The organism is Streptomyces sp. NBC_00207 (assembly GCF_045160965.1).
In the GTDB taxonomy this organism is placed as follows: Bacteria; Actinomycetota; Actinomycetes; order Streptomycetales; family Streptomycetaceae; genus Streptomyces.
Window position 1 is genome coordinate 8,187,009 of record NZ_CP130715.1, and the last position, 23,720, is coordinate 8,210,728.

Here is a 23,720-nt window from a genome sequence, read left to right on the forward strand (position 1 = left end):
CCTCTGCCGACGTACAGCGGCGCGGCGATACTGAAGATAAGCCGACTGCTCAACCCCTGATCTCTGATCACTCTGGGTAGTCGCCGCGGCAATGCCCGCTGTGCGGTCCGTTCGGCAGGTCGAGCAGGTCGAAGGGTGGCAGCGATGGACGCACCGGCGCCGGGATCGGGTGAGGTGCCCGAGGACCCGTTCGCGTTGCACAACTCTGCCTCGGCGGTTCTGGACGACCACGGCAGGGTCGTCGGCTGGAGCGAGCGCGCTCAGGAGCACCTCGGCTACCTCCCCGACGAGGTCCTGGGCCGCATGGCCTCGGAATTCCTGTGCGACTCCCGTGACCGTGAGGTGGTCCGGGACGCAGCGGCCGCGTGCCAGCGCGACCAGGGCTGGTCCGGCGTCCTGCCCGTCCTGCACCGCAGCGGGCGGCGGGTGAAGCTGGGCTTCCGCGCCCGCGCCGTCATCCGCGCCGGCTCGGCCCGCGAGTGGTTCCTCGTCGTCGCCCCGGCGGAGGAGGTGCTCCAGTGGGAGACGGACCGGTCGGTCCTGGACGGTCTCTTCCGGCGCTCCCCGATCGGTCTGTCCGTCCACGCCCCCGATCTGAGCATCCTGCGGATCAACCGGGCTCTGGCCCGGTTCACGCAGCTTTCCGCGGCGGAGATCCGGAGCCGACGCATCGGTGACTTCCTCATCGGTCCGGACCTGGAGACCATCGAAACCCGGCTGCAACGGGTGCTGGAGACCGGCGCACCCCTGATCTTCACCGAGCAGCCCTGCCGCCTGAGGAGCGACCCCGACCACGAGCGGGTGGTGTCGGTGTCGGCGTTCCGGATGGAGGACCCCTCCGGCGGGATCCTCGGAGTCACCCAACTGGTGGAGGACGTCACCGACCGCTACCGGGCCCGGCGGCGGCTCGCCCTGCTCAACCGGGCGAGCGCCCGCATCGGGACCACACTGGACCTCGGCCAGACCACCCGGGAGCTGGCCGACGTCGCCGTCCCCGACCTCGCGGACGCCGTCTCGGTGGATCTGCTGGAGTCGGTCGCCCGGGGCGACGAGACCGCCGAGGAGACGAGCGGACCGGTCCGCAGAATGGCCGTCCACTCGGTCTTGGCAGAGGCGCTGCAGGTGATGTACCCCGCCGGAGAGGTGTTCCACTTCGACCCTCGTACCCCGCAGGCCAGGTGCCTCGCCGAGCAGCAGCCCATCCTCGAACCGGTGCTCCAGACCAGCCCCGGCTGGTACTTCCAGGATCCCGAGCGCACACAGCGCGCCCTCGACCTGGACGCTCACTCACTGATCGTCGTACCGCTGACGGCGCGCGGTCTGCTCCTCGGCCTGCTCAGCCTGTGGCGGGCCGGGCGGCCCGAGCCGTTCGAGGATGACGACCTCACGCTCGCCGAGGAGTTCGCTGCGCGGGCCGCCCTGTGCATCGACAACGCCCGCCGCTACACCCAGCAGCACCAGGCCGCGTTGACCTTGCAGCGCAGCCTGCTGCCGCAGGCGTTGCCCGAATTCAGCGCGGTCGAGGTCGCCCACCTCTATCTGCCGGCCGATCCCGCCACCGGCGTCGGCGGCGACTGGTTCGATGTCATCCCGCTTTCCGGAGCACGCGTCGCCCTCGTCGTCGGCGATGTCGTCGGCCATGGTCTGCACGCCGCGGCCACCATGGGCCGCCTGCGCACGGCCGTACACACCCTGGCCAGCCTCGACTACGCTCCGGACGAGGTCCTCTCCCACCTGGACGACCTGGTCAACCGCCTGGCAGCCGAGCAGGAGCCTGCCGACGGACGCTCGCGCGGCCAGCAGATCGTCGGAGCGACGTGCCTCTACGCGGTCTACGATCCCACCTCCCGGCGCTGCACCCTGGCCCGGGCGGGTCACCTGCCCCCCGCCGTGGTGACCTCCGACGGCGCGGTGAGCCTGCCCGACCTGCCCGAGGGGCCGCCGCTGGGGCTGGGCGGACTCCCGTTCGAGTCCGCCGAACTGGAACTCGCCGAGGGAAGTCTGCTGGCGCTGTACACCGACGGCCTGGTCGAGGCCCGTGGCCTCGACCTCGACGAAGGACTCGCGCGGCTGCGGGAAGCCCTGTCCCGGCCCGGCCGCTCGCTGGAGGAGACCTGCACGGACGTGCAGAACGCCCTGCTGCCGGATCACCCACCGGATGACGTCGCACTGCTCCTCGCCCGCACCCGCGTGCTGGCGCCGGAGCAGGTCGCCTCCTGGGAACTGCCCGCAGAGCCGACCGCCGCCGCCCGGGCACGGCACCTGACGGAGACCACACTGACCGGGTGGGGCCTGGAGGAGCTGGCCTTCACCACCGAACTGGTCGTCAGTGAACTGGTCACCAACGCCTACCGGTACGGCGGCGGCACGCCGTTGACCCTGCGGCTCATCCGCGACCGCAGCCTGATCTGCGAGGTCTCCGACAGCAGCAGCACCGCTCCGCACCTACGACGGGCGCGCACCACCGATGAGGGCGGGCGCGGCCTCTTCCTGGTGGCCCAGCTCACCGAACGATGGGGTACCCGCTACAGCCGGGACGGCAAGACCGTCTGGACGGAATTCCCCCTTGCCACAGCGGCGGAGGGGCACTCCGCGGCCGTGGCGAACCCCGCGCTCAGTGGGTGGGACATCAGGTGAGTCGTGGCCGACGGGCTCCGTCGGCATGGGTGTCCGCCCCGGGATCCACTGATGCTGCCGGAGGGATCACCACGGGACCTGCCGGTAGTCCTTCAGGAGGACGCCGTGTACGGGTGCGCCGGCCTGCCCTTGCACGATGGGGTGGTAGACGCGGGCGGCGCCGTCGACGATGTCCAGGGGCGGGCGCCAGCCGGTGGCGGCGTGCCGCTTCCGGGCGGGGAGGGGTTTCTCATCGGTGACCCAGCCGGTGTCGACGCTGCAGGTGTGGATGCCGCGGGTGGCCAGGTCGGCGGCGCTGGTCCGGGTGAGCATGTTCAGGGCGGCCTTGGCCATGTTGGTGTGCGGATGGTCGCTGGTCTTGTTGCGCACGGTGAACTGGCCTTCGACTGCAGAGACGTTGATGAGGTAGCGGTGGGGGTGCGGGGAAGCATCGAGAAGGGGCAGCAGGCGGTCGGCGAGCAGGAACGGCGCGACGGCATTGACCAGCTGGACTTCCAGCAGCTCGGTCGGGTCGATCTGTCCCAGACGCAGGGTCCAGGAGTTGGCTGCGGTCGTCTCGGGCAGCAGGCCCGCCTCGTCGACGCCCTCCTGCGGCAGTGGGGCGGCCACGGAGGCGTCGGCCGTGTGTGCGGCACCGGCCAGGGCGTGGGGCGCCCGGAAGCGTGGGGCGAGCTCCGCCGTCCACGGCAGAGGTGCGGTGCGTGGGCCGGGTACGGAGAATCCTGGAGCGGTCCAGATCTGCGGCGGAGTCAGGGATCCGGGGGTCGGCGCGGGTTCGGCGGCGGACAGCGCGGCGTACGCCTCAGGAGAGCGGCGCAGGGTCTGGGCGGCGTTGTTGATCAGGACGTCCAGGGGCAGCCCCTGGGAGAGCATGTGGTCCGTGAAGGCGAGAACCTGCCGGGGATCGCGCAGGTCCAGGGCGGCGATCCGCAGCCGGTGCCACCACTGGGCGGCGCCGGGGGCCGCCGCGAACCGGCGCGCCGTGTCCTGGGGAAAGCGGCTGGTCACAGTGAGCTCGGCGCCGTCCCGGAGGAGCATCAGCGCGACCTGGAAGCCGATCTTGACGCGCCCGCCGGTCAGCAGCGCACGACGGCCGGTGAGGTCGGTGCGGGTCGTGCGGTGGGCGAGGTTCTCTCCGGCGCATTCGGGACACAGCAGGTGGTAGAAGTCGTGGACCTGCCGGTAGTGGTTCTTGCAGACGTAGCAGCGTTGGGGGCGGTTCAGCAGTCGTGACGGCCCGTCACTGTCCGGCGTACGGTCCGGCAGCCGGCGCTCCGCAGACGGCCCGGGCCGCAGCTGAACGTATTCGCTGACCGTCAGGCCTCGTTCCGGCGGGGCCGGTGCGGGCAGAGCGGCGTCCATGACGCGGTCGCAGGCGCCCATCGCGGTGGCGGCGAGCAGCTTCGCGTCGGCTGCCGCCCGCGCCGCGCGTGCCTCGGCACGGCGTCGAAGGCGGCCGTCGCGGACGAGCTGGCCGGCGGCCTGTTCCAGCAGGCGGCGCTGGGCATCGTCCACGGGTAGCTGCCGTGCCTGGTTGATCAGGTCCAGGCAGGTCTGTATGCGCTCACTGTCCATGGGGTGCCTTAGGTGTGATGGATCGTCGGCGACTCTTCCCCCTACCCGGTGGAGTCCATCGCACGTGGACGAGCGGGCCCCGCGCGGTGAAGGGCAGCCGGGCGCCGGTGGGGATGACGGGGAAGGCGTGCTCACTACGGACGCGTAGCACGGGCGCCGCGTCCGGAGGTGGTGATCAGAATAGGCCGTGGGCAGGAAAGCCGGGTGCCATTTTCAGCCCGGCCCCTGCACCCGGCGAACAGCTCCCCGGGAGTACGCCTGGGCAGCTGTCGGCCGACGAGGGCTCTCCCGGCGTCAGGGGGAACGGGTGTGAACGGGTGTCACTCGCCGCTGATCACCGATCTGATCCGATTGGTGATCAGCCGCCATCGCCGCCGCCCTCGCCAGTAGGCGGGATCGTTCCTGGTGCCGAGGGTGTCGGGGTGGTCCGGCCCCAGTACGCGTTCCAGATCCGCGAGCAGCTCCTCGAAGGCCGTGGCCGCCCCGGACGCGCCCCCTGCCTCCCCCCGCCAGTAGGCGAGGTTGCCACGTGTGGACAGGGTGGCGGGGTGGTCGGGTCCCAGTACGCGTTCCAGATCGGTGAGCAGTTCCTCGAAGGCCGTGGCGGCCCCGGCAGCGTCCCCCGTCGCCCCCTGCCAGGAGCCGAGGTGGCTCCGGGCGGTGAGGGTGTCGGGGTGGTCGGGACTCAGCCGGTGCCGGGTGGTGTTGGCCACGTGCTGCATGTGGTGCCGGGCGGCCGCGACCTGGCCCGCCTCACCGAGGCTCAAGCCGGTGCGGATGAGGGCGGGGTGGGTATCGGGCTGGTAGAGGGCGTCCTCGGCGTGGAGGGTGAGCGCCTCGGTGCTGGCTCGCAGGGCCTGGGCGAGGGCGGTGTCGCGTTCGACTTCGGGCCAGGCTGCGATCAGGGCATCGGCGGCGGCCCGGGCGAGTTGATCGTGCCGGCCTGCGGGGAGGCGGTCGCGGATGGCACGCTGGAGGAGCTGGTGGACGCGGACGGTGTGGTGAGGGCTGTCGGGGGTGTGGTCGATCAGGCTGAGGCGGTGCAGCGCACGCAGTGCCTGTGTCGCGTCCGGGGCCGTGATCTCTCCGGCACCTGTGTGCTCCGGGCCGGCACTACGGTGCCGGGCGAGGTGGTCCAGCGCAGGCGGACTGGTCAGGACGGCGATGGGGATGCCGTTGGGGTCGAGCATCGAGGCGAGCTGCAGCATGGGGCGGGCAAGCCCTGCCGGCGGGAGGCGGTCGGCGCTCTCGATGGACAGGGACCAAGCGGCGGCGACGGTGGTGGCCTGGTCATCGGGCAGCCCGGACGGGTCGGGCAGCGCGTCGGAGAGGGAGCGCGCGCGGTCGCACAGCCTGCGCCGGTAGGTGGCACAGTCCAGGTCGACGTCGGTGAGGTAGGCGACGGCCTGGGACAGCGCCAGCGGCAGGTGGCCGAGGTCGTCGGCAAGGCCGAGGAGTTGGTCGGCGGGCTCGTGGCGATCGTGTGCGGCCAGGGACGTGGTGAGGTAGGCGGCTGCCTCGTCCTCGGTGAACAGGCCCATCGGTACCACCCGTCGGCCGTGTCCGGTCAGGGCGGCGTCGCGGCGGCGGGTGGTGACCAGCGTGCGGCCGTGGTTGCTGGCAGGAGGCCATAGGTTGCGCAGATCGGCAGGGTCTGCGAGGTCGTCCAGCACGACCAGCCAGCGGCGCTCGTTGGCGGGCTTGGGCTCCAGCCAGGCCAGGAACGAGCGCGCGGCGGACTCCGGGCCGGCGGGGTCCGCGCCGAGAATCTCGGCCGCCGCCTGGGCGTAGCCGGTGACGACCGCGTCACGGCTGGCCGCGGTGACCCACACCAGCAGGTCCAGCTGCTCCGTCTGCCACAGGGTACGGGCGTGGTGGGCAGCGAGCTGGGTCTTGCCGACTCCGCCGAGGCCGACCACCACGTGGTAGGGCGCCGCGGTCCCGTTCCCGTCCGGCCCGTGACTCAGCTCCCGGGCGGTGGCACGGTCCTGGAAGCAGTCGGCTTCCCTGGGCAGCACGCCGACCTGGTGCGGCCAGGTCACCGGGGGACGCGGCGCGGCGTGGAACTCGACCTTGCCGGCCCGGCCGACGGCGAGACTGTGATCGCTGGCGGAAACCCCTCCTGGTCCGGCGGAAACCCCTCCCGGTCCGCACAGGGAGTCAGGCGTCGGGCCGGAGAGCGGGCTGGGACTTGCCGATCCGCTTAGCCCTCAGGCGGATCCGCCGCCGGAGGGGGGCCGATGGACGCGCCTCCGTGTATGACCCCGGCTGCGATGGATCCCTCCTCGGCATGGATGTCCATGCCGCCGCCGGTGGCCACCCCGCCCGCCCCGGCCGTCACCCGCACCTCGGGGACGTGTTGGGCCAGCAGGGCACGCAGCTGGTCGGCTGCACGGCCGCGCTCTCCCTCGTCCAGGTTTTCCAGCACGGTCTCGATACGTGCCTGCCAGGAGGCTTCCTGGCTGATGCGCGCCCGCTCCGCCTGAGCCGGGTCCGCCGTCCGGAGGACGGTCACGGTCTTGTCCAACCGCTCCAGCTCCGCCCGCTCCTGCTCGGCGTCGCCCCGCCCGAACCAGCGCGCAACCGCCTGCCGGAACCCGGCCCACGCATCGGTCCCCGCAGCCTGCACCACCGCGCTACCGCTGGCCGCTGCCAGGGCCGTCAGCGCTTCCACCAGCATCTCCGGCCTCCTCACTCGGACGGCCTGTCCTTCCTCCAGCCGCCCGCTACACCCAGTTGACCTCCGCCCGCTCCAGCAGGGGGTCGTCCACCAGCTGGAACAGCGGCACGGCGAAGTTGCCGGAGCGGAACCTGCCGCCGAAGTGCAGGCCGAGCACCCGGTGGTCGGCGAGGTCGAAGACCGGTGAACCGCTGTTGCCGCCGAGGGTGGAGCAGTCGTGCGTCATCGTGGCACCGGCCCCGTCCGGGACCAGGCCCGTCGCCGTACCCGGCTGGAGCCGCTTCACGTTGTAGATGTCCATGAAGATGCGGCTCATGGCCTCCGGCTCGTTGCGGCGGCCGTCCGCTGCCGGATAGCCGACCACGTACACCGGACGCCCCGCCAGCTCCGGCGGGGCGTCGCCCGCGACCGCGAGCGGCGTCGGCAGCACGCCACCGCCGTGCGTCGAGGGGGAGACCCGCAGCAGTGCCATGTCGACGTCCGGGTGGATACCGATCACCTCGGTGACCTCGAACTCGAACGAGTCGTCGTCGGCCGCGGCGCCGAGCTCCTCGGCGGTGTCGAGGCGGGCTCCCATGCCCTGGCGGAAGGTGAACCCGCCCTCCCCGTCCGCGCGCGTGAACTCGGCGGCGACGTGCCGGTTGGTCATCACGGCGAACGGCGATACCAGGAAGCCCGTGCCCAGCCAGTCCAGTTCCGCGTGCCCGGTGACCTCCACCCGGCCGACCCGGGCGATCGACTCGCGGATGCCCGGCCGCTGCCCCTCCAGCAGGGCCCAGTCACCCTGGGGCGAGGCGAAGTCCTGGCCCTGGACCAGGATCGCCGGGCGGCCTTCGAGCAGGACGATCGCCTCCACCCCGAAGTACTCGTCCTCGTCCACGTCCCCGCCGCGGCCGGCCGCCAGCTTCTCCAGCCCGCGCGCCCCCGCCTCCAGCACCCCGGCTCGCTCCTCCAGTGCGGCGCGTCCGATCCGCCCCGCCGTCTCCTCCCGGGGCGTGAGCTCCTCGGCGGACTCTGGGATCTCCGCCTGCAGTCCCTTGCGTACGCGTGCGGCGACCTCCAGCAGGTCCTCCCTGAAGACCTGCTCGGGTCCCGTCGCCACCGGTGATCCGCCACCCATCTCACACCTCCTGTGCCTGTCCCTGCCGCGCCAGCGCCGACTGGGCCGCCGCGATCTCCTCGTAGACCTGCGCGCTGTGCTCGCGCAGGTGCTCCATGACGGCGCTCAGCTGCGTGCCCACGTTCACGAAGGCCGTGCTCTTGCCCTGGAAACTGACGTCGGACACCCGGCGCGTACCGCGGTGCAGCGCCACGACCGTCCAGTCGTCGGTCAGCACCGGCGACCCGGAGGAACCGCCCCGGGTGTCGGTGAAGTACCGCACGTCCCGGTCGTCCGCGTCGAAGGCGAGGTTGTTGCGCAGCGCGATCCGCTTCGGCTCGCCCCCCGGGTGCTGGATGATGTTGACCGGCACCGGCGTGTCCTTGGGCACGACAAGCGCCTGCGTGGCGACGCGGAGGAAGGGCCGAGGCCGTGCGTCGGCCAGCCGCAGCACCGCGTAGTCCAGTTCCTCGTCCCAGGCCGCGAGTTCGCTCGCCGCGGCCTCCTCGGCCGTCGGGTCGTCCTCGCTGACGTAGTCGAACCGGCAGCGCGCCCCCTGCGCCTGGAGCCGCAGGTCCGTCGGGTCCGCCGACTGCTGCTCGCCGGCGCTGCGCTTGCGGGCGTTGACCACGTGGTGGTTCGTGACGAGCAGGCCGGGAGCGATGAGCCAGCCGGTGCCGGTGTGCGGCAGTGCCACCGGCTGGAGCAGCGCGCCCCCCTGATACGGCAGCACCTTGACGCGCGCGACCGACGCGCCGGCCAGCGCGCCGCCGCCGAGGAACTCGAAGGGGACCGTGTCGTCCCGGAAGACGATCTCTTCCTTGGTCTCTCCGGTGGGCACGTCGGGTGCCACGTCGGGCTCTCCGGCGGCGTCGCGCGACACCCGGTCCAGGGCTTTCAGGAACACGTCGCGGGCGGCGGCGTCGGTGAGCTGGTCGGCGGCGTTCCCGAGCCACCGGGCGAGCGGCACGCTGCCGTCGATCAGCCGTTCCACGCGGTTCATCTCGTTGAGGTCCGACTGCACCTGCGGGCCGGGCGCCGAGAGGACCGGCAGCGAACCGCGGTACTTCGGGAGGATGCCCGCGAACAGAAGGGAGCGCCGGGCCGGATCGGCGAGATCCGATTCCACCGCGGCGTCGCGCAGCCGTACGACGTCGTCCTGGGACAGATAAGGGTCGCTCATGGTCGATCAGGCCGCTCTGTGGCCGTTCCCTTCGACGGGGGTGGGGGAGCCTCCTGCGGGAGGTGCCGCGGCCCGGTCGCCGTCGGCCGGGCCCCGTGCCAGGTGCCGCTCGGCCGTGCGGATGGCCTGCCCGGCGTCGGCGGGGGCGCCCGCGGCCATCGCAGCCGCCACCCCCGCGGCGAGCTCGCCACTGCGGTCGTCGAGGTGCAGCAGGCTCCCGGCGAGCCGGTCCAGCGTGCCGCGCGCCCGCGCGGCACGCAGGATGCCCAGCACCCCGGTGTGCGAACTGCCGGAGGAGAGCGCCCCGTCCGACGGGCCGGCGGCGTCCTCCAGCAGGCCCAGCAGCGGGCCGCGCAGCTCGGGGCGGCCGGCCACCACACGGTCGATGGCCTTCGCGAGGGACTCCAGGACCGCCTCCTCGGTCTCCGGGAGGCCCACCACGTTCAGGGTGCGTTCCAGGACCCCGGGGTGGTCGCGCCAGACCGCGGCGGCCGCGGCCCGCACCAGCGCGGGCCGGCCGGCCAGTTCGGCGTCCGGCAGCCGCCGCAGCCGCTCGGCGAGCCTGCCGTCGATCTCGTGGTTGTGCGCCTCGGTGCCCGCCGCCAGCCGTGCCCGCCCCAGCAGGGCGCCCAGCGCCTCGAAGTCCCTTCCCAGACCCGTGGCGGCCTCCTCGGCCTCGGCGAGGTCGTCGTCCGCCTCGCCCACGTCACCGTCCGCCTCGGCGAGCCGGGCCGACAGCAGCAGCAGTTCCAGCCGCAGCTCGGGGAAGCCGGCCTCGTCGGCGCCCTGTACCGCCGCTTCGGCGGCCGCCCTGGCCTCCGGCCGCCGCCCCAGCCGGTCCAGGGTCTCCGCCCACAGCGGGTGCAGCGGGCTGCCCGCGGTCCAGGGGCGCCGCCCGTCGAGCCGGGCGGCGGCCGCTTCGGCGTACCCCTGGGACAGCAGGCCCTCCACCTCGTTGGCCGTGATGCGCTCCCAGTCCTCCTGGTCGGCCTCCGCCATGACCTCGTCCGAGGCGTGGCCGCCGAGGCGTCCCGAGAGGTAGGCGGCGGACCGTCCCGCCATGTCCTGCTCGGCCCCGGCGAGCAGCCGCTCGACGCCCGGCATCCAGCGCAGCTCCACCTCGCGGGGGCTCTCGTTCAGCCGCAGCCTGTGGTAGATCTCCTCCGCCCGCGCCTCCAGACCGTCCTGGGCCGCGTAGTACGCGACGGCCAGCCACCCGACCGCGCGCATCTGGTCCGTACGGGCCCGGTCGGCCAGCCGCAGCATGATCGCCCGCAGGTCGGACCGGTGGCACACGGTTCCGGGACCGGCGGACTCCACCAGATCGAGCCGGGACAGCAGCCCGAAGAGGCGCTCGGCCTCCTCGTCGGATTCCACCACGAGCCCGCACGGCGCGGCGAGGACCTCTCTGATCAGCCGGGGGGTGATGGACCGCAGCCCCAGTCCCGCCTGGGCCAGCGCGCGGACCTCCGGGTCGCGGATGCGGCCCAGGAGGCGCTCGTACAGGGTCCCCTGGATGAGCATCTGGTCGACCGTGCGGAAGAAGTGCCGGCGCCGCCGCGGCAGGCTCTCGATCAGCGCGTTCAGGGACCGGGTCCCGTCGCCGCTGTCCTCGCCCCCCTCCCTGTCGCTTTCGGCCGCCTGCACGGCCGCCCGCGCGGCCAGCTTCAGGCTCAGGGGGTGCCCTCCCACGCGCTCGGCGAGCTTCTCGGCCAGCCGCTCGTCCGCGACGCCGCAGGACACCAGCAGTGCCACCGCGGCCTCGTGGTCGAGGTCGCGCAGCTCGATGGCCAGCGGCTGCACCACCCGGGCCGGATGCCTCTCCAGCAGCCGCCCGGCGACGACGGTCCGCAGCCGGGGATGGACCTTCTGGAGCCCCGCCCAGACGCCCCACATGCGGCCCAGCTCGGGGGAGCCGCTGTACTGGGCCTCCTCGAAGGAGTCGATCACCACCACCAGGGGCGGCTGCTCCGCCGCGGGCACGCCCACGGCGGCGACGACGAGGGTCGCGAGCTGCGCCGCCAGGACTCCCTCACGGGCGGCGGCCAGCGCGTGCAGCCCCGAAGCGGAGAGCCGTCCCATCGTGGCCCGGGTGGTGGACAGTCCGTAGAGCTCGTCCACCGTGTCCTCCGCGGTGCGGTGGACGCCCGCCGCCGCCTCGCATTCGTGGGCCAGGGCGTCGAAGGCGGCGCGCTGCTGCGGGTACTGGATGCCGAGCTGCCGGGCCATCTCGGCGATCAGCGTGGCCGGTTCGTGGACCGACAGCGTGGGCCGTTCGAAGTCGATGTAGGCGAAGGGGAATCCGGTGGGGGAGTCGTGCAGGCTCTCCAGGAGGAACTTGGCGAGCAGGGTGCTCTTGCCGACACCGCCGAGCCCGTGGATGAGCACCGGCCGTTCCGTCTCGCCCGCCCGGGACACCTCGCTGCGGATCTGCCGCAGGCGCTCCGGCAGGGTGCCCGCGGGCAGTCCGATGTACGTGCGCAGCTGGGCGAGTTCGTCGGCGCGCCCCTGGAAGGGGCTCTGCACCAACCGCTCCAGTGGTTGCAGCAGCCGCGCCCGCTCCAGCATCCCCTGGACCGCAGCGGTCTCGGGCAGGCCGGTCATGCCGGGAATCTGGGCGAGCCACAGGACGGCCTGGAGGGTGTGCGGCAGCTCGTCCGCATCCTGCCGGGCGAGGTCCGGGGGATCGCCCGCAAGGTAGGCCAGGACGGTGTGCTCGGGTCCGGGTCCGGGCGGGATCCGGTCCAGGTTGGCCGCCAGGGCCTGGCGGGCCTGCTGAGGACCGGCGAAGCCGCGCAGCGCCGCGTCGCGGACTTCCGACTTGAGCACCCAGGTGCAGATGTTGCGCGCCCCGGCGGTCCGGCAGTCCTGCACCAGTTCCAGAGCGGCTCGGCCCGAGGGCTCCTCCTCGCCGGGGAGCCGCAGCTGCGCCGGGTCGAACCGGGTCAGCAGCGAGGCCGCTTCCCGGTAGGCCCGGCGGAGGTCCGACACGGGTGCGGGGCCGGGGGAGGCCGCCGCGGCGCACAGCCGCTCGCGCAGCAGGGCGCCGAAGTCCTGGCCCGGGGTCAGGGAGCGGTAGAGGCGCACGGACTCCTCCGCCGCCGTGCAGAGCTTGCGCATGTAGCTGTCCGGGCCGGGGGCGTCGCCGGCCTGCAGGACGACGGGGACGGTGGCCTCCACGAGGGCGGACATCCGCTGTTCGGCCGGAGGCGCGGCAGGGTCCGTCGTGGTCGGGTCCGCCGCGGCCGGGTCCGCCGTTGCGCCCGGCGAGGCCGCTTCCGTCGCTTCTGCTTCTGCCGCAGGCGCTTCCCTCGCAGCCTCCGTGAAGAACTGCAGGTAGAACTGGCGCAGATCCTCCGGACCGAGCTGCCGCGCGATGTCCCGGACCTCGTTCTTGCGGATCTCGTACGGGAGCTGGCGCATGGTCGGCGAGTACCCGAGCAGTACGAGCCGGGGCGCGGCGTCCGGCCGTACAGGCCTGTGCTCGTAGATGGTCAGGGCCAGCTTGCCGATGCAGTCCCAGACGTCGGAATTGACGTCGAGCTTGTCGCAGTCGTCGAGGACGAACCAGTACTGTCCGCTCGCGGCGGTGGCCTGGCTGACGATGCGGTGGAGCGCCGTCTCCATCTCGGGTAGTGGATCGTTCAATTGTGTTGGATTCAACGGCGCGAGGGCCGCGTGCGGGTCGCCGACGAACTCGGAGAGCCGGAGGATCACCTGCTCCGCGGTCGAGGCCCGGTTCAGCGTCAGCCGGACCGGGCGGAAGCGGGAGTGCAGGCCTATGTGCCGGATCAGGTGGTAGGTGTACGAGCGGCCGCTGTCCGGTTCCCCGTCCACCACCAGGACCGTCTTGTCGGGGTCCTCGACGAACTCGCGAAGCCTGTTTCTCAGGTCCATCCGGTCGATGAACACCTCGGTGCCCTTCCCGAGCACCGTCGAGAGGAAAGGGTCCTGCGGTGAGAGGTGCAGCCGGGCGGCGTGCTCCAGCTCGGACTTGAGCCGCAGCACCTCCCTTCCGGCCGGCAGTGAACTCAGCGAGTCGAGCCGTACGAGGGTCTCGAGGAGGTGGAGCTGGGCGTCGATGCCGTCGTTGCGGACGGCCTCGACAAGGGCAATGGCGTTGTCGCTGGCCACGTAGTTGAGCGGGATCCTGCCCACGAACTCCGGTGTGAATCCGAACTGCACCAGCCGGGAACGGGGTTCACCGGAAATGAACAGGTGGTCGCGCACCCATTCGGTGACGAGGCCCCACTCGGTATCCTTGGGAGACATACCGCACCTGCACACCCGCCGAAGCGGCGCGTAATGACGGACTGCCTGATACCTGCAATGGTTTCACTCGGCCGGTCCGGCCGCAACGCGGCAACCGGTGCCCCTGCGGAGCCGGGCCGCCGCGCCCGGTGGCGGGCGGCCCGCACCCCATCAGTTCCCCAGGACCATGTCCTCGTAGGACTCCAGTCGCCGCCAGCGCCCCTCGGGTGCGCGCGTCAGGGGCATGAGGTCCACCGCAGGAAGCGGTCCGAGGTCGAGTCCGGTCAGCTCCGCGATGTCCGCCACCGGCACCTGGAACGTGCGGTACGCGCCCAGCGGGGGCGGGTCACCGGGCTTGGCGCCGGCCATCGCCCGCTCGCGGTCCCGGCTGAGGTCGGGGCTCTGGTCGAGGATGTACGCGGTCGAGGCCAGCGCCCCGCCCTGGATGAAGGCGGCCACCTTCCAGAAGCGCAGCGGCACCTGAATGCCCCGGTAGGGCGGGTCGGAGTCGTGCAGGACGGGGCCGGTGAAGACGCTCAGCTTGCGGTCGAAGCGGGCCGCGTGGTCGAGCAGGTGGTTCTCCAGCCCCTGCCACAGCTGCTTGCCCTGGTTGAAGACGTCCTGCTGCGGGGCCGCATTGGTGAAGTGGAACGTGTCCGTGTTCGCGCGGCCCGCCTCCGCCGCCGCGCCCCAGACCGGGTCCAGGCGGCGGACCAGGTGCCCGCGGTCCAGGGGGTTGTCGCGGTAGATGTCGTTGCCGGCCTGCTGGGACTCGGGCACCCGGGGGTCGAACGTCCAGGCGTCGTCCCTGGGTACGTCCTCCAGGAGCTTCTCGCCGTCGATGCAGACGGCGGTGGAGGCGGCCAGCCTGCGGTCGGGGCGCAGGACGACGGTGAAGTGGGTGTAGGGGAGGACCACGGTGTCGACCGCGGACGAGGCCGGGAGGGGCAGTGGGACGACGGGCCCCAGGAAGGCTTCGTCGTAGCCGGTCCGGTCGGCGAGGGCGTCGGGGTGCGCCGCGTGGCCCGACGCGCGGTCCGGCGGCGTCTCAATTGCGTTCATATGATGGGAATACCGCGCAGAGGTGATCATTTACGGGGGCTCGTCACCGGCCACCCGAACAGCGGCCACCCTCCCGTCGCCCCCCGGCAGGCCCGATCGGGCGGCTTCCCACCCGCCCCGGTTCGGACGGGGCGGGCCGCGGAACCCATCCTTCGACCCCCTCCGCCCGGCGCGCCCCTAGGAGCCCCCGTGCCCACTGGCCTTTCCCTTCACGTCGGCTTGAACAAGGTCGATCCCGCCGCCTACGACGGCTGGGACGGCACACTCCTGGCCTGCGAGAACGATGCCCGAGACATGGCGGCGGTAGCCCGCGCCGCCGGATTCGAAGACACCCTCGTCACCACCGGCGACGGCACGGTGGAGAACATCACCGGCGAGCTGCGCGCGGCGGCCGCACGGCTCAAGGCCGGGGACATCCTGCTCTTCACCTACTCGGGCCACGGCGGCCAGATGCCCAACACCACCGGATCGGACGCGGAGCCCGACCGGCAGGACGAGACGCTGGTGTTCTTCGACCGCCAGTTCCTCGACGACGAGCTGTACCGCGAGTTCCAGAGCTTCGAGGAGGGCGTCAGGATCGTCGCCCTGCTCGACTGCTGTCACAGCGGCAGCGCCATCGAGTCCGTGCACGAGCTGCTGACCCCCGAGGCCATGCGGTCACACTTCCAGACAAGCGACCCGGGCGGACTGGAGGCCGCCACCCGCATGATGCCGCTGTTCAGGCAGCAGCAGGCCTTCGAGCAGCACCGGGCCTTGTACGAGGGGCTCCAGCGCGAGCTCAGGGACGGGAACGGCGGCCGCCCGGCCCCCGGCGCCGTGCTCATCGCCGCCTGCCAGGACAACCAGGTCGCCTCCGACGGCGACGTGAACGGACTGTTCACCGCGCAGTTGCTCAAGGTGTGGAAGGAGGGCGCCTTCCGGGGCGACTACCGCACCTTCCACCGGGACATCCAGAAGCGCATGCCCGCCATCCAGAGCCCGAACTTCTACACGACGGGCAACCCGCCCGAGGACTTCCTCCGGCAGAAGCCGTTCACGGTCTGAGCGCCCCTGCACCGGGCGGCGAGTCGTGCGCTCGCCGCGGCCCTGATGACTACCGTCCGTCCGAGGACCGGCCGGCATCGACCGGCGTGGGCCACTTCTTCCCCTTCAGCGCGGTCACTTCCTTGGTCAGCGCCATCACTTGGGCGGACAGCGCCCCGATCTGCTTGCTCAGGGCTGCCAGACCGTCCTCCCGGCCCACACCACCGTCCCCGCTGACCGGGAGGCTCCGCGCTCGGGCGACCCCGGCCGGGACCCCGCTGATCCGGATGCCCACCTCCTGCCATGCCGACAGCACGGCCAGCTGTTCGGCGCTGCCGTCCCCGTACAATTCCGCGGCCTTCCGGTAGGTGGTATCCGCGAAATCCTGGAACTGCGTGTCGACACTGGAAGCCTTGAGCGATTCGTACCAGATGACTCCGGGAGCGCCCCACGCGAACCCGCCGATGCGCGCCGACGTCAGATAGAACGCCCTGTTCGGAATGCCGGAGTTGATGTGTACCCCGCCGTAGTCCCCTCTGTCGTTGTCCGGCAGGTTGGCGAAATTGCGCATGTGGTCCGGCTGGGGGTCCTTGCCGAACAGGGCGTTGTCGTAGGCCCGCCCGGGAGCCTTCATCGACCGCAAGGCGTCGGCATCGATCGCCGGGGTGAACACCTCTGCCCCGATCAGCCAGTCCGCCGTCTCGGCCGATTGGTTCAGCGACCACTGCTTGACCAGCGTCCCGAAGACGTCCGACATCGACTCGTTCAACGCACCGGACTGATTGTGATAGGCAAGCCCCGCAGTGAACTCGGTGACTCCGTGCGTCAACTCGTGGGCGATGACGTCCAGGGAACCGGTGAAGTCGGTGAACAGCCTTCCGTCCCCGTCACCGAAGATCATCTGTTGCCCGTCCCAGAACGCGTTGTTGTAATGCATGTCGAAGTGCACGTACCCATCGAGACGCATTCCCCGGTCGTCGAGCGAATTGCGCTGGAGCACCCCGCTGAAGAAATCGCGTGTCCTGGCAAGTCCGTCGAACGCCCGGTTGACGGACTCGTCCGAGGACGCCGGCCCGTCCTCGGACCGGGCCAGCTCGGCGGAGGGGAGGTACCTGCCCCGCCGGCAGTCGAAGATGGTCCGCCGGCCATGGCCGGCGGCGGCGCCGACCCAGGGCGCCCGGACTTCCCTCCCGCCACGCAGTCGAGCCGTGCTCAGCAGGGAGTCCAGGGCGGCTTGACGCACCTCACGGTCTTCGCTCTCCAAGAGCTTGTAGAGGATGTGCGGGGGGACGATGCAGTTGAGGCGGCGGGTCCTGCTCATGGGGATATCTCCTGTAAGAGAGGAGCGCGACAGTGAATGCCCGGCCAGTTGCCGGGTACTCCCCGAGGGACCTTCTTCCTCCAGCGGCGCGCACCGCTATGGGCTGAGGCAAGAAGTGGATGTCCGGCCATCTCAGAGGCAGGCAAGGATGCATGGGGCGAGCGGCGACAGAAGCGCTCGGCGTCCACCGGACCCGTTCGCGCGGCCCCCCACGCTGATATCAACATGTTCCCGCCGACCCTGGCCACCGGCAAACGCAGCGAGAGCCATGTCCGCACCGTTCGGTGAGCTTCGGCGAGGGTTCGGCTCCGCTACGGGCGGCGCCGGAACGAGAGCGCCTTCCGGCACCGGGCGGTGGTCAGAGGAACCGGCGGATCGGGGTGACGGCGAGCTCTCGCAGCCGTTGCGCCGCCGAGCGGTGGTTCCAGCGCGCTGGAACCATCTGCTCGCTGGCCTGCAAGTCCTCGTCGAAGTGGCGGTCCAGGGTTGAGGTGAACTCTTCGTCCAGGACCGCGAGCATGACCTCTTCGTCGTGGTCCAGGGAGCGACGGTTGAAATTGGTGGAACCGATGAGTGCCGCGATCTGGTCGACGGTGATGACCTTGGCGTGCATCATCGTCGGCTGGTATTCGAATATCTTCACCCCGCAGGCGAGGAGTTCCGCGTAGAAGTTCTGACCGGCCAGCAGGCATACGCGCTTGTCGGTGTAGGGGCCGGGCAGGAGTATCTCGACCTCGACGCCCCGACGTGCCGCTGCGCACAGCAGCTCGATGAAATAGGCGTCCGGGGCGAAGTAGGCGGTGGACAAGCGGAAGCGTTGCTGGGCGGATTCGATGGCGACCCGGATCAGGGTCTGCATGTCCTGCCAGCCGATGCTGGCCGAGCCCCGGACCACCTGCACCACCGCCTCGCCCTGTGGCGTGTGGCCGGTGAAGCGGTCCCGGTCGTCGAAGAGGGTGTCGTGGCACTCGGCCCAGTTCTGTGCGAAGGCGGCGGCAACACCGTCCACGGCGGGGCCGCGTAGCCGGACGTGGGTGTCGCGCCACTCGTTCTCGTTGCGGGCGTTGCCGCACCATTCCTCGGCGATGCCGACCCCGCCGGTGAACGCCGTCTCTTCGTCGACAACGAGCACTTTGCGGTGGCAGCGGTGGTTCTGCTTGAGCGGGGAGAGGTAGAGGGGCTTGCGGAACCAGGCCACTTCGGCCCCGGCGTCCTCCATGAGGTCGAGCAGGTCCTGCTCGATGAGCCGGCTGCCGAAGCCGTCCAGCAGCAGCCGTACCCGGACGCCTGCGCGGGCCCGGTCCGCCAACGCCTGTGCGAACTGCCGGGCTATCTCGCCGCGCCAGTAGACGAAGGTCATCATGTCGACGGTGTGTTCGGCGGCGCGGATGCTGTCCAGCATCGCGGTGAAGATCTCGTCCCCGTTGCGCAGGGCGAGCAATGAGTTTCCTTCGGTGGCGGCGATGCCGATCAGCCGCTCGAGGCGGCGACGCATCCGCTGCTTGCGCTCGGCCACCGAGGGCACGGGGGCGACGGTCGTCCCGCCGGGCAGCTGCGTCCCACTGGTTGCATTCGTCATGACTTCACCTGACCGGTCGGGGACGACCGCCCCGCACGTCCGGCAACCGCCGGGGCGAGCCGACTGTACACAGCCGCAGACCGGGAACGGGTGTGCGTACTCCCCTCATCAGAGTACTCACGGCGCCGGGCAGGCCGCGGCGCCCTCTCGTGGCCGGTGCCCGCTGCCGCCCCGGTGTGGCCCTTCCGCCCGCGACCGGTGCTGTTCGAGGCCGATTACCTCACTGCCGGACACGCGAAAATCTATGCTGGCCAGAGTAGATATTGGGTGGTGGCCTCGTTATGGTTTGTCTTGTAGGTAAGAGAGACAGCAGAGCCCGGCAGGGATGAACTGCCGGGGTGAGTGCAACGAAGTGAGCAGTACCAGCGGCACCGGTAGTGCCCGGTGCTCTGCTGGGTAAGTACTTGATCGCCGAGGGAAGAGCGGAGGAGCGAGCGCCATCAGGATCGCCCGGGCGGAACTTTTGAGCCCGGGTACCGCAGGACATCGATAGCGAGGTGGTCTCCGGTCAAGCAACTGCGATCCCCGCACCCCCGACATCGCTCAAGTCGGGCACGCGGAAACGGAAGCCCGGCTCAGAACTGGTGCCGGAAGATGGTGTAGAAGTTCCCTCGGGGCCCTGGTGCCGTACGGCGCCAGGGCCCCTCCACGTGTTTCAGAGAGAGGTGCAATGACAGCAGAGAATCCGACAGGCCCGCTCGGCGGCCACCTGGACGACGACGACTACCCCGCGTACACCATGGGGCGCGCCGCAGAGATGCTCGGCACGACCCCGGGCTTCCTGCGTGCCATCGGCGAAGCACGCCTGATCACGCCGCTCCGCTCCGAGGGCGGCCACCGCCGCTACTCCCGCTACCAGCTGCGCATCGCAGCCCGTGCCCGGGAACTCGTCGACCAGGGAACCCCCGTCGAGGCCGCCTGCCGCATCGTCATCCTCGAGGACCAGCTCGAGGAAGCCCAGCGCCTCAACGCCGAGTACCGCCGCGCCGCCGGGCCGTCCAGTCCGCCGACTGCGGTCTGAGGTGAGCGGGCCCGCCGGTCTCGGCGGGCCGCGCACCGGTCCTCGGGCAGCGAAGGGCAATCCCTCTGCTCGGGAAAGGGTTGCGCCCGGGCTGCAAATATCTGTCGCCGCGATGTCAGGATTTAGCGGCCCATGCGGAGAGGGTTTTTAGCGCGGCGGTCAGGGCGAATTGTTTTTCGTACGCAGACCGCCACGGCATGCTATTGTCGATCTCAGTTGCAGTTGTGGTTCCCAAAACTTCAAGTGCTTCCAGTCGGTCTCCGTGCCGCATGGGAGTGCTTTGTATTTCCGGGTCATTTTCCGGGCGGGGCATCATCGCGGCGACACGGTGTCCGCACAATGCGGATGCTGGTGTACTGCCCCAAAGGAGATTTGACATGGCATCTGGCACCGTGAAGTGGTTCAACGCGGCAAAGGGTTTCGGCTTCATCGAGCAGGACGGTGGCGGCGCTGACGTGTTCGCCCACTTCTCGAACATCGCCGCCCAGGGCTTCCGTGAGCTGGCTGAAGGCCAGAAGGTCACCTTCGACATCGCGCAGGGCCAGAAGGGTCCGACGGCCGAGAACATCGTTCCCGCCTGACGCTGACGCGCACATCGTAGCTGGGGCCCGCATCCTTCGGGGTGCGGGCCCCAGCTGCAGGCATGTCCCGCAATGGGTTCTCCTGTGGATGCCCAGTACCACCCCGGAGGCCCTTCTCCAGCAGGCGGGCCCCTTCGGATCTGCACCCGAGTCGATCTCGGGTATTTCACGTCCAGCGTCACCCGTTACAGCACCTGCGCTCGCACGGACTCCTTGCGGCCAGATTTGCTTTCGCGTTCCAGTCGGCCCGTTCTTGCGATTCCCCGCACTGTTCTTCTGATGCCGGAATTCCTTGATGCGCGCCGTATCAAGGACGGCCCGGCGCGTGAACGTGCGGCAGTCCGCCTTCAACGCGGCGGCGGCCTGACAGCCACGTGATCAGGAATCCGACCCATCTCTGCAGGAGGCACGTTTTGACGTTGGTCCAGATGCAACCCCGCGCGGTGAACGCCATCCCTGTGCACCAGGCGGTGGTCGATGCCATGGAGGCCGCCGGGCCGCAGGTCTGTGACGACATGACCGTCGAGGTGGCCTTGTCCGTCATGGCCAGTGCCCGCGCGGAACATCTGCTGGTATCCGACGAGGGCGGCCTGTGCGTCGGGCTGGTAACCCCGGCTCAGCTCGCCGCCGTCCGTGACGGCGACGCGTACACGGACCGAGTCCGGCTGCGCGAGGTCCTCGGTGACCGCGGGCCGTTCACCTCGCCCCTCACCACGATGGCCGAGGCCGAGCACGCGATGCGCTACCGCCGGCTCGATGCCCTGCCCGTCATCGACGAACAAGGCAGCGCCCTGGGCGTCCTCGCCCTTGCACGCTGAACCGCCTCACCGCGGTCGGACCGTTCCCTCTTCTCCCCGTGAGGCACCATGCGCTGCGTCATCGCCCGCTTCCCCTTCGACCTCACCAAGAGTGGCGTCCTGGAATCGATGAAGGGCATCAAGCCCGAGCCGGTCCTCGGCGCGTCCGTGATCATCGGCCGCCGCACCTACCCCGTCAAGCAGGTCGGCCAGGTCATCACCCGCCAGGACCCCCGCGACTTCAGCGTCGGCGAAGTCCTCCGGGCCATGACCCGGCTCGGCTTCACCTGCCGCGGAATTCCCCGGGCCGCCGCGACCGCGCGTGCCCTCGGCCCGCTGCAGCAGGCATCCGTGATGCTCGGCGCCCCACTGGCCGTCTGACCGACGGGACCTGCGCGAGCCCAGCCCCCGATTGCGTCGCCAGCGCTGACGCTCCAGACCGAGGAACAGGATGACCGGATGGATATCCTCCGCAGGAACAACGTGAAGGGCAGCGGATCGGCCGGCAGTCCCGTGGTGATGCTGGCGCACGGGTTCGGCTGTGATCAGAACATGTGGGGCCTGGTGGCCCCGGCACTTGCCGAGGGATTCCGGGTGGTCCTGTTCGACTACGTCGGGTCGGGCGGCTCCGACCCGTCCGCCTGGAGCGCCGAACGCTACGGGTCGCTGGACGGTTATGCCCGCGACGTGGTCGAGGTGTGCGAAGCCCTGGACCTGCGGGACGTGGCCTTCGTCGGGCATTCGGTCAGCGCGATGATCGGGGTCCGCGCGGCGGCCACCGCCCCCGAGCGGATCTCGTCCCTGGTCATGGTCGGCCCTTCACCTTGCTACATCGACGACGACACCTATCGCGGCGGCTTCAGCGCCGAGGACATCGACGAGCTGCTGGAGTCGCTCGAGTCCAACTACCTCGGCTGGTCGGCCGCCATGGCGCCGGTGATCATGGCCAACCCCGAACGTCCGGAACTGGGGGAGGAGCTGACCAACAGCTTCTGCGCCACCGATCCGGCCATCGCCCGCGTCTTCGCCCGCACCACCTTCCTCTCCGACAGCCGTGACGAACTGAAGTCGGTGGGCGTACCGACGCTGGTACTGGAATGCGCCCAGGACGTGATCGCGCCGCGAGAGGTCGGCAGTTACGTCCACGCGGCCATCCCCGGAAGCCGCCTGATCACCCTGGACGCAACGGGCCACTGCCCCCAGCTGAGCGCTCCCGAGGCCACCACGTCGGCCATCCGTGCGTTCCTGCGGGAGCTTCGGTGATGAGCCGCACCGCCCAGAACCCCGAGCGGCCGGAAGGCGAAGAGTCCACCACCAACGCGGTGTTCTCCTCCCTGCTGGAGGACACCGCCGAGGAACTCTACGAATCCGCCCCCTGCGGCTACCTGTCCACTTTGATGGACGGCACCATCGCCAGGATCAACGGAACGCTCCTGGACTGGCTCGGCCTCGCGCGTGAGGAAGTCGTGGGCCGCAGACGCTTCACCGACCTCCTCACGATCGGCGGCAAGCTCTACCACGAGACGCACTTCGCGCCGCTCCTGCGGATGCAGGGAAAGATCAGCGAGATAGCGCTGGAGCTCAAGGCGTCGGGCGGCGGACGCCTCCCGGTCCTGGTCACCTCCAGCGTGAAGACGAGCGGCGACGGCGAGCCGACGCTGATCCGCACCACCGTCTTCGACGCACGACAGCGCCGCGCCTACGAAGGCGAACTGCTCCGCGAGCGTCAGGTGGCGGAGGAAGCCCGGCGGCAGGCCGAAGCCGACAGGGAGCGACTGCGGGAAGCACTCGCGGTGCTCCAGCAGAGCCTGCTCCCCGCTGCCCTGCCCGCGGTGCCCGGGATGGAAGCGGCCTCCTACTACCACACCGCCTCCGTCGACCGGCTCGGCGGAGACTTCTACGACCTGTTCCCGCTGGACGAAAAGCGCTGGGCGTTCTTCCTCGGCGACGTCTGCGGCAAAGGCCCCCAGGCTGCCGCAGTGACCTCCCTGACCCGCTACACCCTGCGTGCCGCAGCCCTCCACGATTCCGACCCCGTAGCGGCGCTGACCACCTTGAACACCGTGTTGCACGAGCGGTTCACGCACGGGGACCCGCGCTACTGCACCGCGATCTTCGGCATTCTGGAACCGGACGCCACCACCGGGACGGTTGCCGTGCACCTGGCGTCCGGCGGCCATCCCCCCGCACTCGTCATGCGTGCCGACGGCCGGGCCGACTACCTCCCCACCCCCGGCGGCCTCCTCATCGGGATCCTGCCGGACCCCCACTTCACCCCTGCCGAGACCACGCTCGGCCCCGGCGACTCACTCCTGCTGTACACCGACGGCCTCACCGAAGCCCGCGTCGGCACGAACCGCGCACTCTACGGCGAAGACGCCCTGCGCACTTTCACCGCCGGCCTCGCACCTGCAGGGGCACATGAGCTGATCACCGCCCTCACCCGTCTCCTGGACGGCTTCGGCGAAGGCCTGGACGACGACACGGCTCTGCTCGCCCTTGGCGTGCCACATCCCCTCCCCGTTGCGCGAGAGCACGATCCGACATGAGCGCCCTGACGATCACCGCCCGGGACGCCGCCACCGGCCCCGTACTGGAAATCGCCGGCGACCTCGACTACGACCAGGCCCCCCGTTTCCGACAGGCCGTGACAGCCCTCAGCCTGGAACCAGGACAACGCCTCGTCCTGGACCTCTCCGGCATACAGTTCTGCGACTCCAGCGGTATCACCGCCCTCATCGTCGCGCGCAACCACGCTGTCGCCGCCCGGGCGGACATCGCCCTGGCGGCCGTCCCCGACAACACGATCCGCATCCTGCGCATCGTCGGCCTCGACAGGGTCTTCACCCTCCACGCCGACGTCGACACGGCCACAACTCGCCGACCGGCCACCGGACATCGCTGAAGACGC

At 70.8% G+C, this 23,720-nt stretch carries 18 protein-coding genes; 9 read left to right on the forward strand and 9 right to left on the reverse strand.

The genetic code is table 11. The annotated features are described in order from the left end of the window. Window positions 1–144 precede the first annotated feature (144 nt). Window positions 145–2,637 (forward strand): SpoIIE family protein phosphatase, encoded by a 2,493-nt coding sequence (locus OG472_RS37935; protein WP_405942652.1) that lies wholly within the window; start codon window positions 145–147, stop codon window positions 2,635–2,637. Between the two features lie 66 nt (window positions 2,638–2,703). On the opposite strand, the gene OG472_RS37940 is transcribed toward OG472_RS37935, so the two are convergent. From OG472_RS37940 to OG472_RS37970, 7 genes are all read right to left on the reverse strand, one after another. Beyond that, on the reverse strand, window positions 2,704–4,212 hold the full coding sequence (locus OG472_RS37940) for an SDR family NAD(P)-dependent oxidoreductase (protein ID WP_405942653.1): 1,509 nt from the start codon (window positions 4,210–4,212) through the stop codon (window positions 2,704–2,706). A gap of 320 nt (window positions 4,213–4,532) precedes the next feature. Next, window positions 4,533–6,254: a tetratricopeptide repeat protein gene (locus OG472_RS37945; protein WP_405942654.1), complete on the reverse strand. Its 1,722-nt coding sequence runs from the start codon at window positions 6,252–6,254 to the stop codon at window positions 4,533–4,535. Window positions 6,255–6,415: 161 nt separating this feature from the next. Further along, window positions 6,416–6,892: a hypothetical protein gene (locus tag OG472_RS37950; RefSeq protein WP_405942655.1), complete on the reverse strand. Its 477-nt coding sequence runs from the start codon at window positions 6,890–6,892 to the stop codon at window positions 6,416–6,418. Window positions 6,893–6,938: 46 nt separating this feature from the next. Further along, entirely contained in the window at window positions 6,939–8,012 is a 1,074-nt protein-coding gene (locus OG472_RS37955; RefSeq protein ID WP_401605974.1) for a trypsin-like serine peptidase, read from the reverse strand. 1 nt (window position 8,013) lies between these two features. Beyond that, window positions 8,014–9,174, reverse strand: coding sequence for a trypsin-like peptidase domain-containing protein (locus OG472_RS37960; RefSeq protein ID WP_405942656.1), 1,161 nt, complete (start codon window positions 9,172–9,174; stop codon window positions 8,014–8,016). A gap of 6 nt (window positions 9,175–9,180) precedes the next feature. After that, window positions 9,181–13,446, reverse strand: a complete 4,266-nt coding sequence (locus OG472_RS37965; protein WP_405942657.1) for an AAA family ATPase — start codon at window positions 13,444–13,446, stop codon at window positions 9,181–9,183. Between the two features lie 150 nt (window positions 13,447–13,596). Beyond that, window positions 13,597–14,487, reverse strand: a complete 891-nt coding sequence (locus OG472_RS37970; RefSeq protein WP_405942658.1) for a DNA/RNA non-specific endonuclease — start codon at window positions 14,485–14,487, stop codon at window positions 13,597–13,599. 189 nt (window positions 14,488–14,676) lie between these two features. On the opposite strand from OG472_RS37970, the gene OG472_RS37975 reads away from it, so the two are divergent. Beyond that, window positions 14,677–15,531, forward strand: a complete 855-nt coding sequence (locus tag OG472_RS37975) for a caspase family protein (RefSeq protein WP_401605983.1) — start codon at window positions 14,677–14,679, stop codon at window positions 15,529–15,531. 49 nt (window positions 15,532–15,580) lie between these two features. On the opposite strand, the gene OG472_RS37980 is transcribed toward OG472_RS37975, so the two are convergent. Next, on the reverse strand, window positions 15,581–16,774 hold the full coding sequence (locus tag OG472_RS37980) for a M4 family metallopeptidase (RefSeq protein ID WP_401605986.1): 1,194 nt from the start codon (window positions 16,772–16,774) through the stop codon (window positions 15,581–15,583). A gap of 415 nt (window positions 16,775–17,189) precedes the next feature. Next, on the reverse strand, window positions 17,190–18,410 hold the full coding sequence (locus tag OG472_RS37985) for a phosphatidylserine/phosphatidylglycerophosphate/cardiolipin synthase family protein (protein WP_401605988.1): 1,221 nt from the start codon (window positions 18,408–18,410) through the stop codon (window positions 17,190–17,192). A gap of 670 nt (window positions 18,411–19,080) precedes the next feature. Between OG472_RS37985 and OG472_RS37990 the strand changes: the two genes are divergently transcribed. From OG472_RS37990 to OG472_RS38020, 7 genes are all read left to right on the forward strand, one after another. Then, window positions 19,081–19,431: a MerR family transcriptional regulator gene (locus OG472_RS37990; protein WP_362854153.1), complete on the forward strand. Its 351-nt coding sequence runs from the start codon at window positions 19,081–19,083 to the stop codon at window positions 19,429–19,431. A gap of 377 nt (window positions 19,432–19,808) precedes the next feature. Continuing rightward, on the forward strand, window positions 19,809–20,012 hold the full coding sequence (locus tag OG472_RS37995; protein ID WP_030722003.1) for a cold-shock protein: 204 nt from the start codon (window positions 19,809–19,811) through the stop codon (window positions 20,010–20,012). Window positions 20,013–20,425: 413 nt separating this feature from the next. Next, window positions 20,426–20,830 carry a CBS domain-containing protein gene (locus OG472_RS38000; RefSeq protein ID WP_405942659.1) on the forward strand — a complete coding sequence of 135 codons (405 nt, stop codon included), beginning with the start codon at window positions 20,426–20,428 and terminating at the stop codon, window positions 20,828–20,830. Between the two features lie 48 nt (window positions 20,831–20,878). Further along, window positions 20,879–21,190 carry an SCO5918 family protein gene (locus OG472_RS38005; RefSeq protein ID WP_401605994.1) on the forward strand — a complete coding sequence of 104 codons (312 nt, stop codon included), beginning with the start codon at window positions 20,879–20,881 and terminating at the stop codon, window positions 21,188–21,190. Window positions 21,191–21,268: 78 nt separating this feature from the next. Continuing rightward, window positions 21,269–22,072, forward strand: coding sequence for an alpha/beta fold hydrolase (locus tag OG472_RS38010; RefSeq protein WP_405942660.1), 804 nt, complete (start codon window positions 21,269–21,271; stop codon window positions 22,070–22,072). After that, a complete protein-coding gene (locus OG472_RS38015; RefSeq protein ID WP_405942661.1) occupies window positions 22,072–23,358 on the forward strand; it encodes a PP2C family protein-serine/threonine phosphatase in 1,287 nt (428 codons plus the stop codon). Before OG472_RS38010 ends, OG472_RS38015 begins: the two co-directional genes overlap by 1 nt. Further along, a complete protein-coding gene (locus tag OG472_RS38020) occupies window positions 23,355–23,714 on the forward strand; it encodes an STAS domain-containing protein (RefSeq protein ID WP_405942662.1) in 360 nt (119 codons plus the stop codon). Before OG472_RS38015 ends, OG472_RS38020 begins: the two co-directional genes overlap by 4 nt. Window positions 23,715–23,720: the final 6 nt, after the last annotated feature.

Excerpts from the sequence above, each read along its gene's own strand:
- OG472_RS37935 (WP_405942652.1), top strand. The coding sequence starts at position 145 with ATGGACGCACCGGCGCCGGGATCGGGTGAGGTGCCCGAGGACCCGTTC.
- OG472_RS37940 (WP_405942653.1), bottom strand. The coding sequence starts at position 4,212 with ATGGACAGTGAGCGCATACAGACCTGCCTGGACCTGATCAACCAGGCA.
- OG472_RS37950 (WP_405942655.1), bottom strand. The coding sequence starts at position 6,892 with ATGCTGGTGGAAGCGCTGACGGCCCTGGCAGCGGCCAGCGGTAGCGCG.
- OG472_RS37955 (WP_401605974.1), bottom strand. The coding sequence starts at position 8,012 with ATGGGTGGCGGATCACCGGTGGCGACGGGACCCGAGCAGGTCTTCAGG.
- OG472_RS37960 (WP_405942656.1), bottom strand. The coding sequence starts at position 9,174 with ATGAGCGACCCTTATCTGTCCCAGGACGACGTCGTACGGCTGCGCGAC.
- OG472_RS37965 (WP_405942657.1), bottom strand. The coding sequence starts at position 13,446 with ATGTCTCCCAAGGATACCGAGTGGGGCCTCGTCACCGAATGGGTGCGC.
- OG472_RS37970 (WP_405942658.1), bottom strand. The coding sequence starts at position 14,487 with ATGAACGCAATTGAGACGCCGCCGGACCGCGCGTCGGGCCACGCGGCG.
- OG472_RS37985 (WP_401605988.1), bottom strand. The coding sequence starts at position 18,410 with ATGACGAATGCAACCAGTGGGACGCAGCTGCCCGGCGGGACGACCGTC.
- OG472_RS37990 (WP_362854153.1), top strand. The coding sequence starts at position 19,081 with ATGACAGCAGAGAATCCGACAGGCCCGCTCGGCGGCCACCTGGACGAC.
- OG472_RS37995 (WP_030722003.1), top strand. The coding sequence starts at position 19,809 with ATGGCATCTGGCACCGTGAAGTGGTTCAACGCGGCAAAGGGTTTCGGC.
- OG472_RS38005 (WP_401605994.1), top strand. The coding sequence starts at position 20,879 with ATGCGCTGCGTCATCGCCCGCTTCCCCTTCGACCTCACCAAGAGTGGC.
- OG472_RS38010 (WP_405942660.1), top strand. The coding sequence starts at position 21,269 with ATGGATATCCTCCGCAGGAACAACGTGAAGGGCAGCGGATCGGCCGGC.
- OG472_RS38015 (WP_405942661.1), top strand. The coding sequence starts at position 22,072 with ATGAGCCGCACCGCCCAGAACCCCGAGCGGCCGGAAGGCGAAGAGTCC.
- OG472_RS38020 (WP_405942662.1), top strand. The coding sequence starts at position 23,355 with ATGAGCGCCCTGACGATCACCGCCCGGGACGCCGCCACCGGCCCCGTA.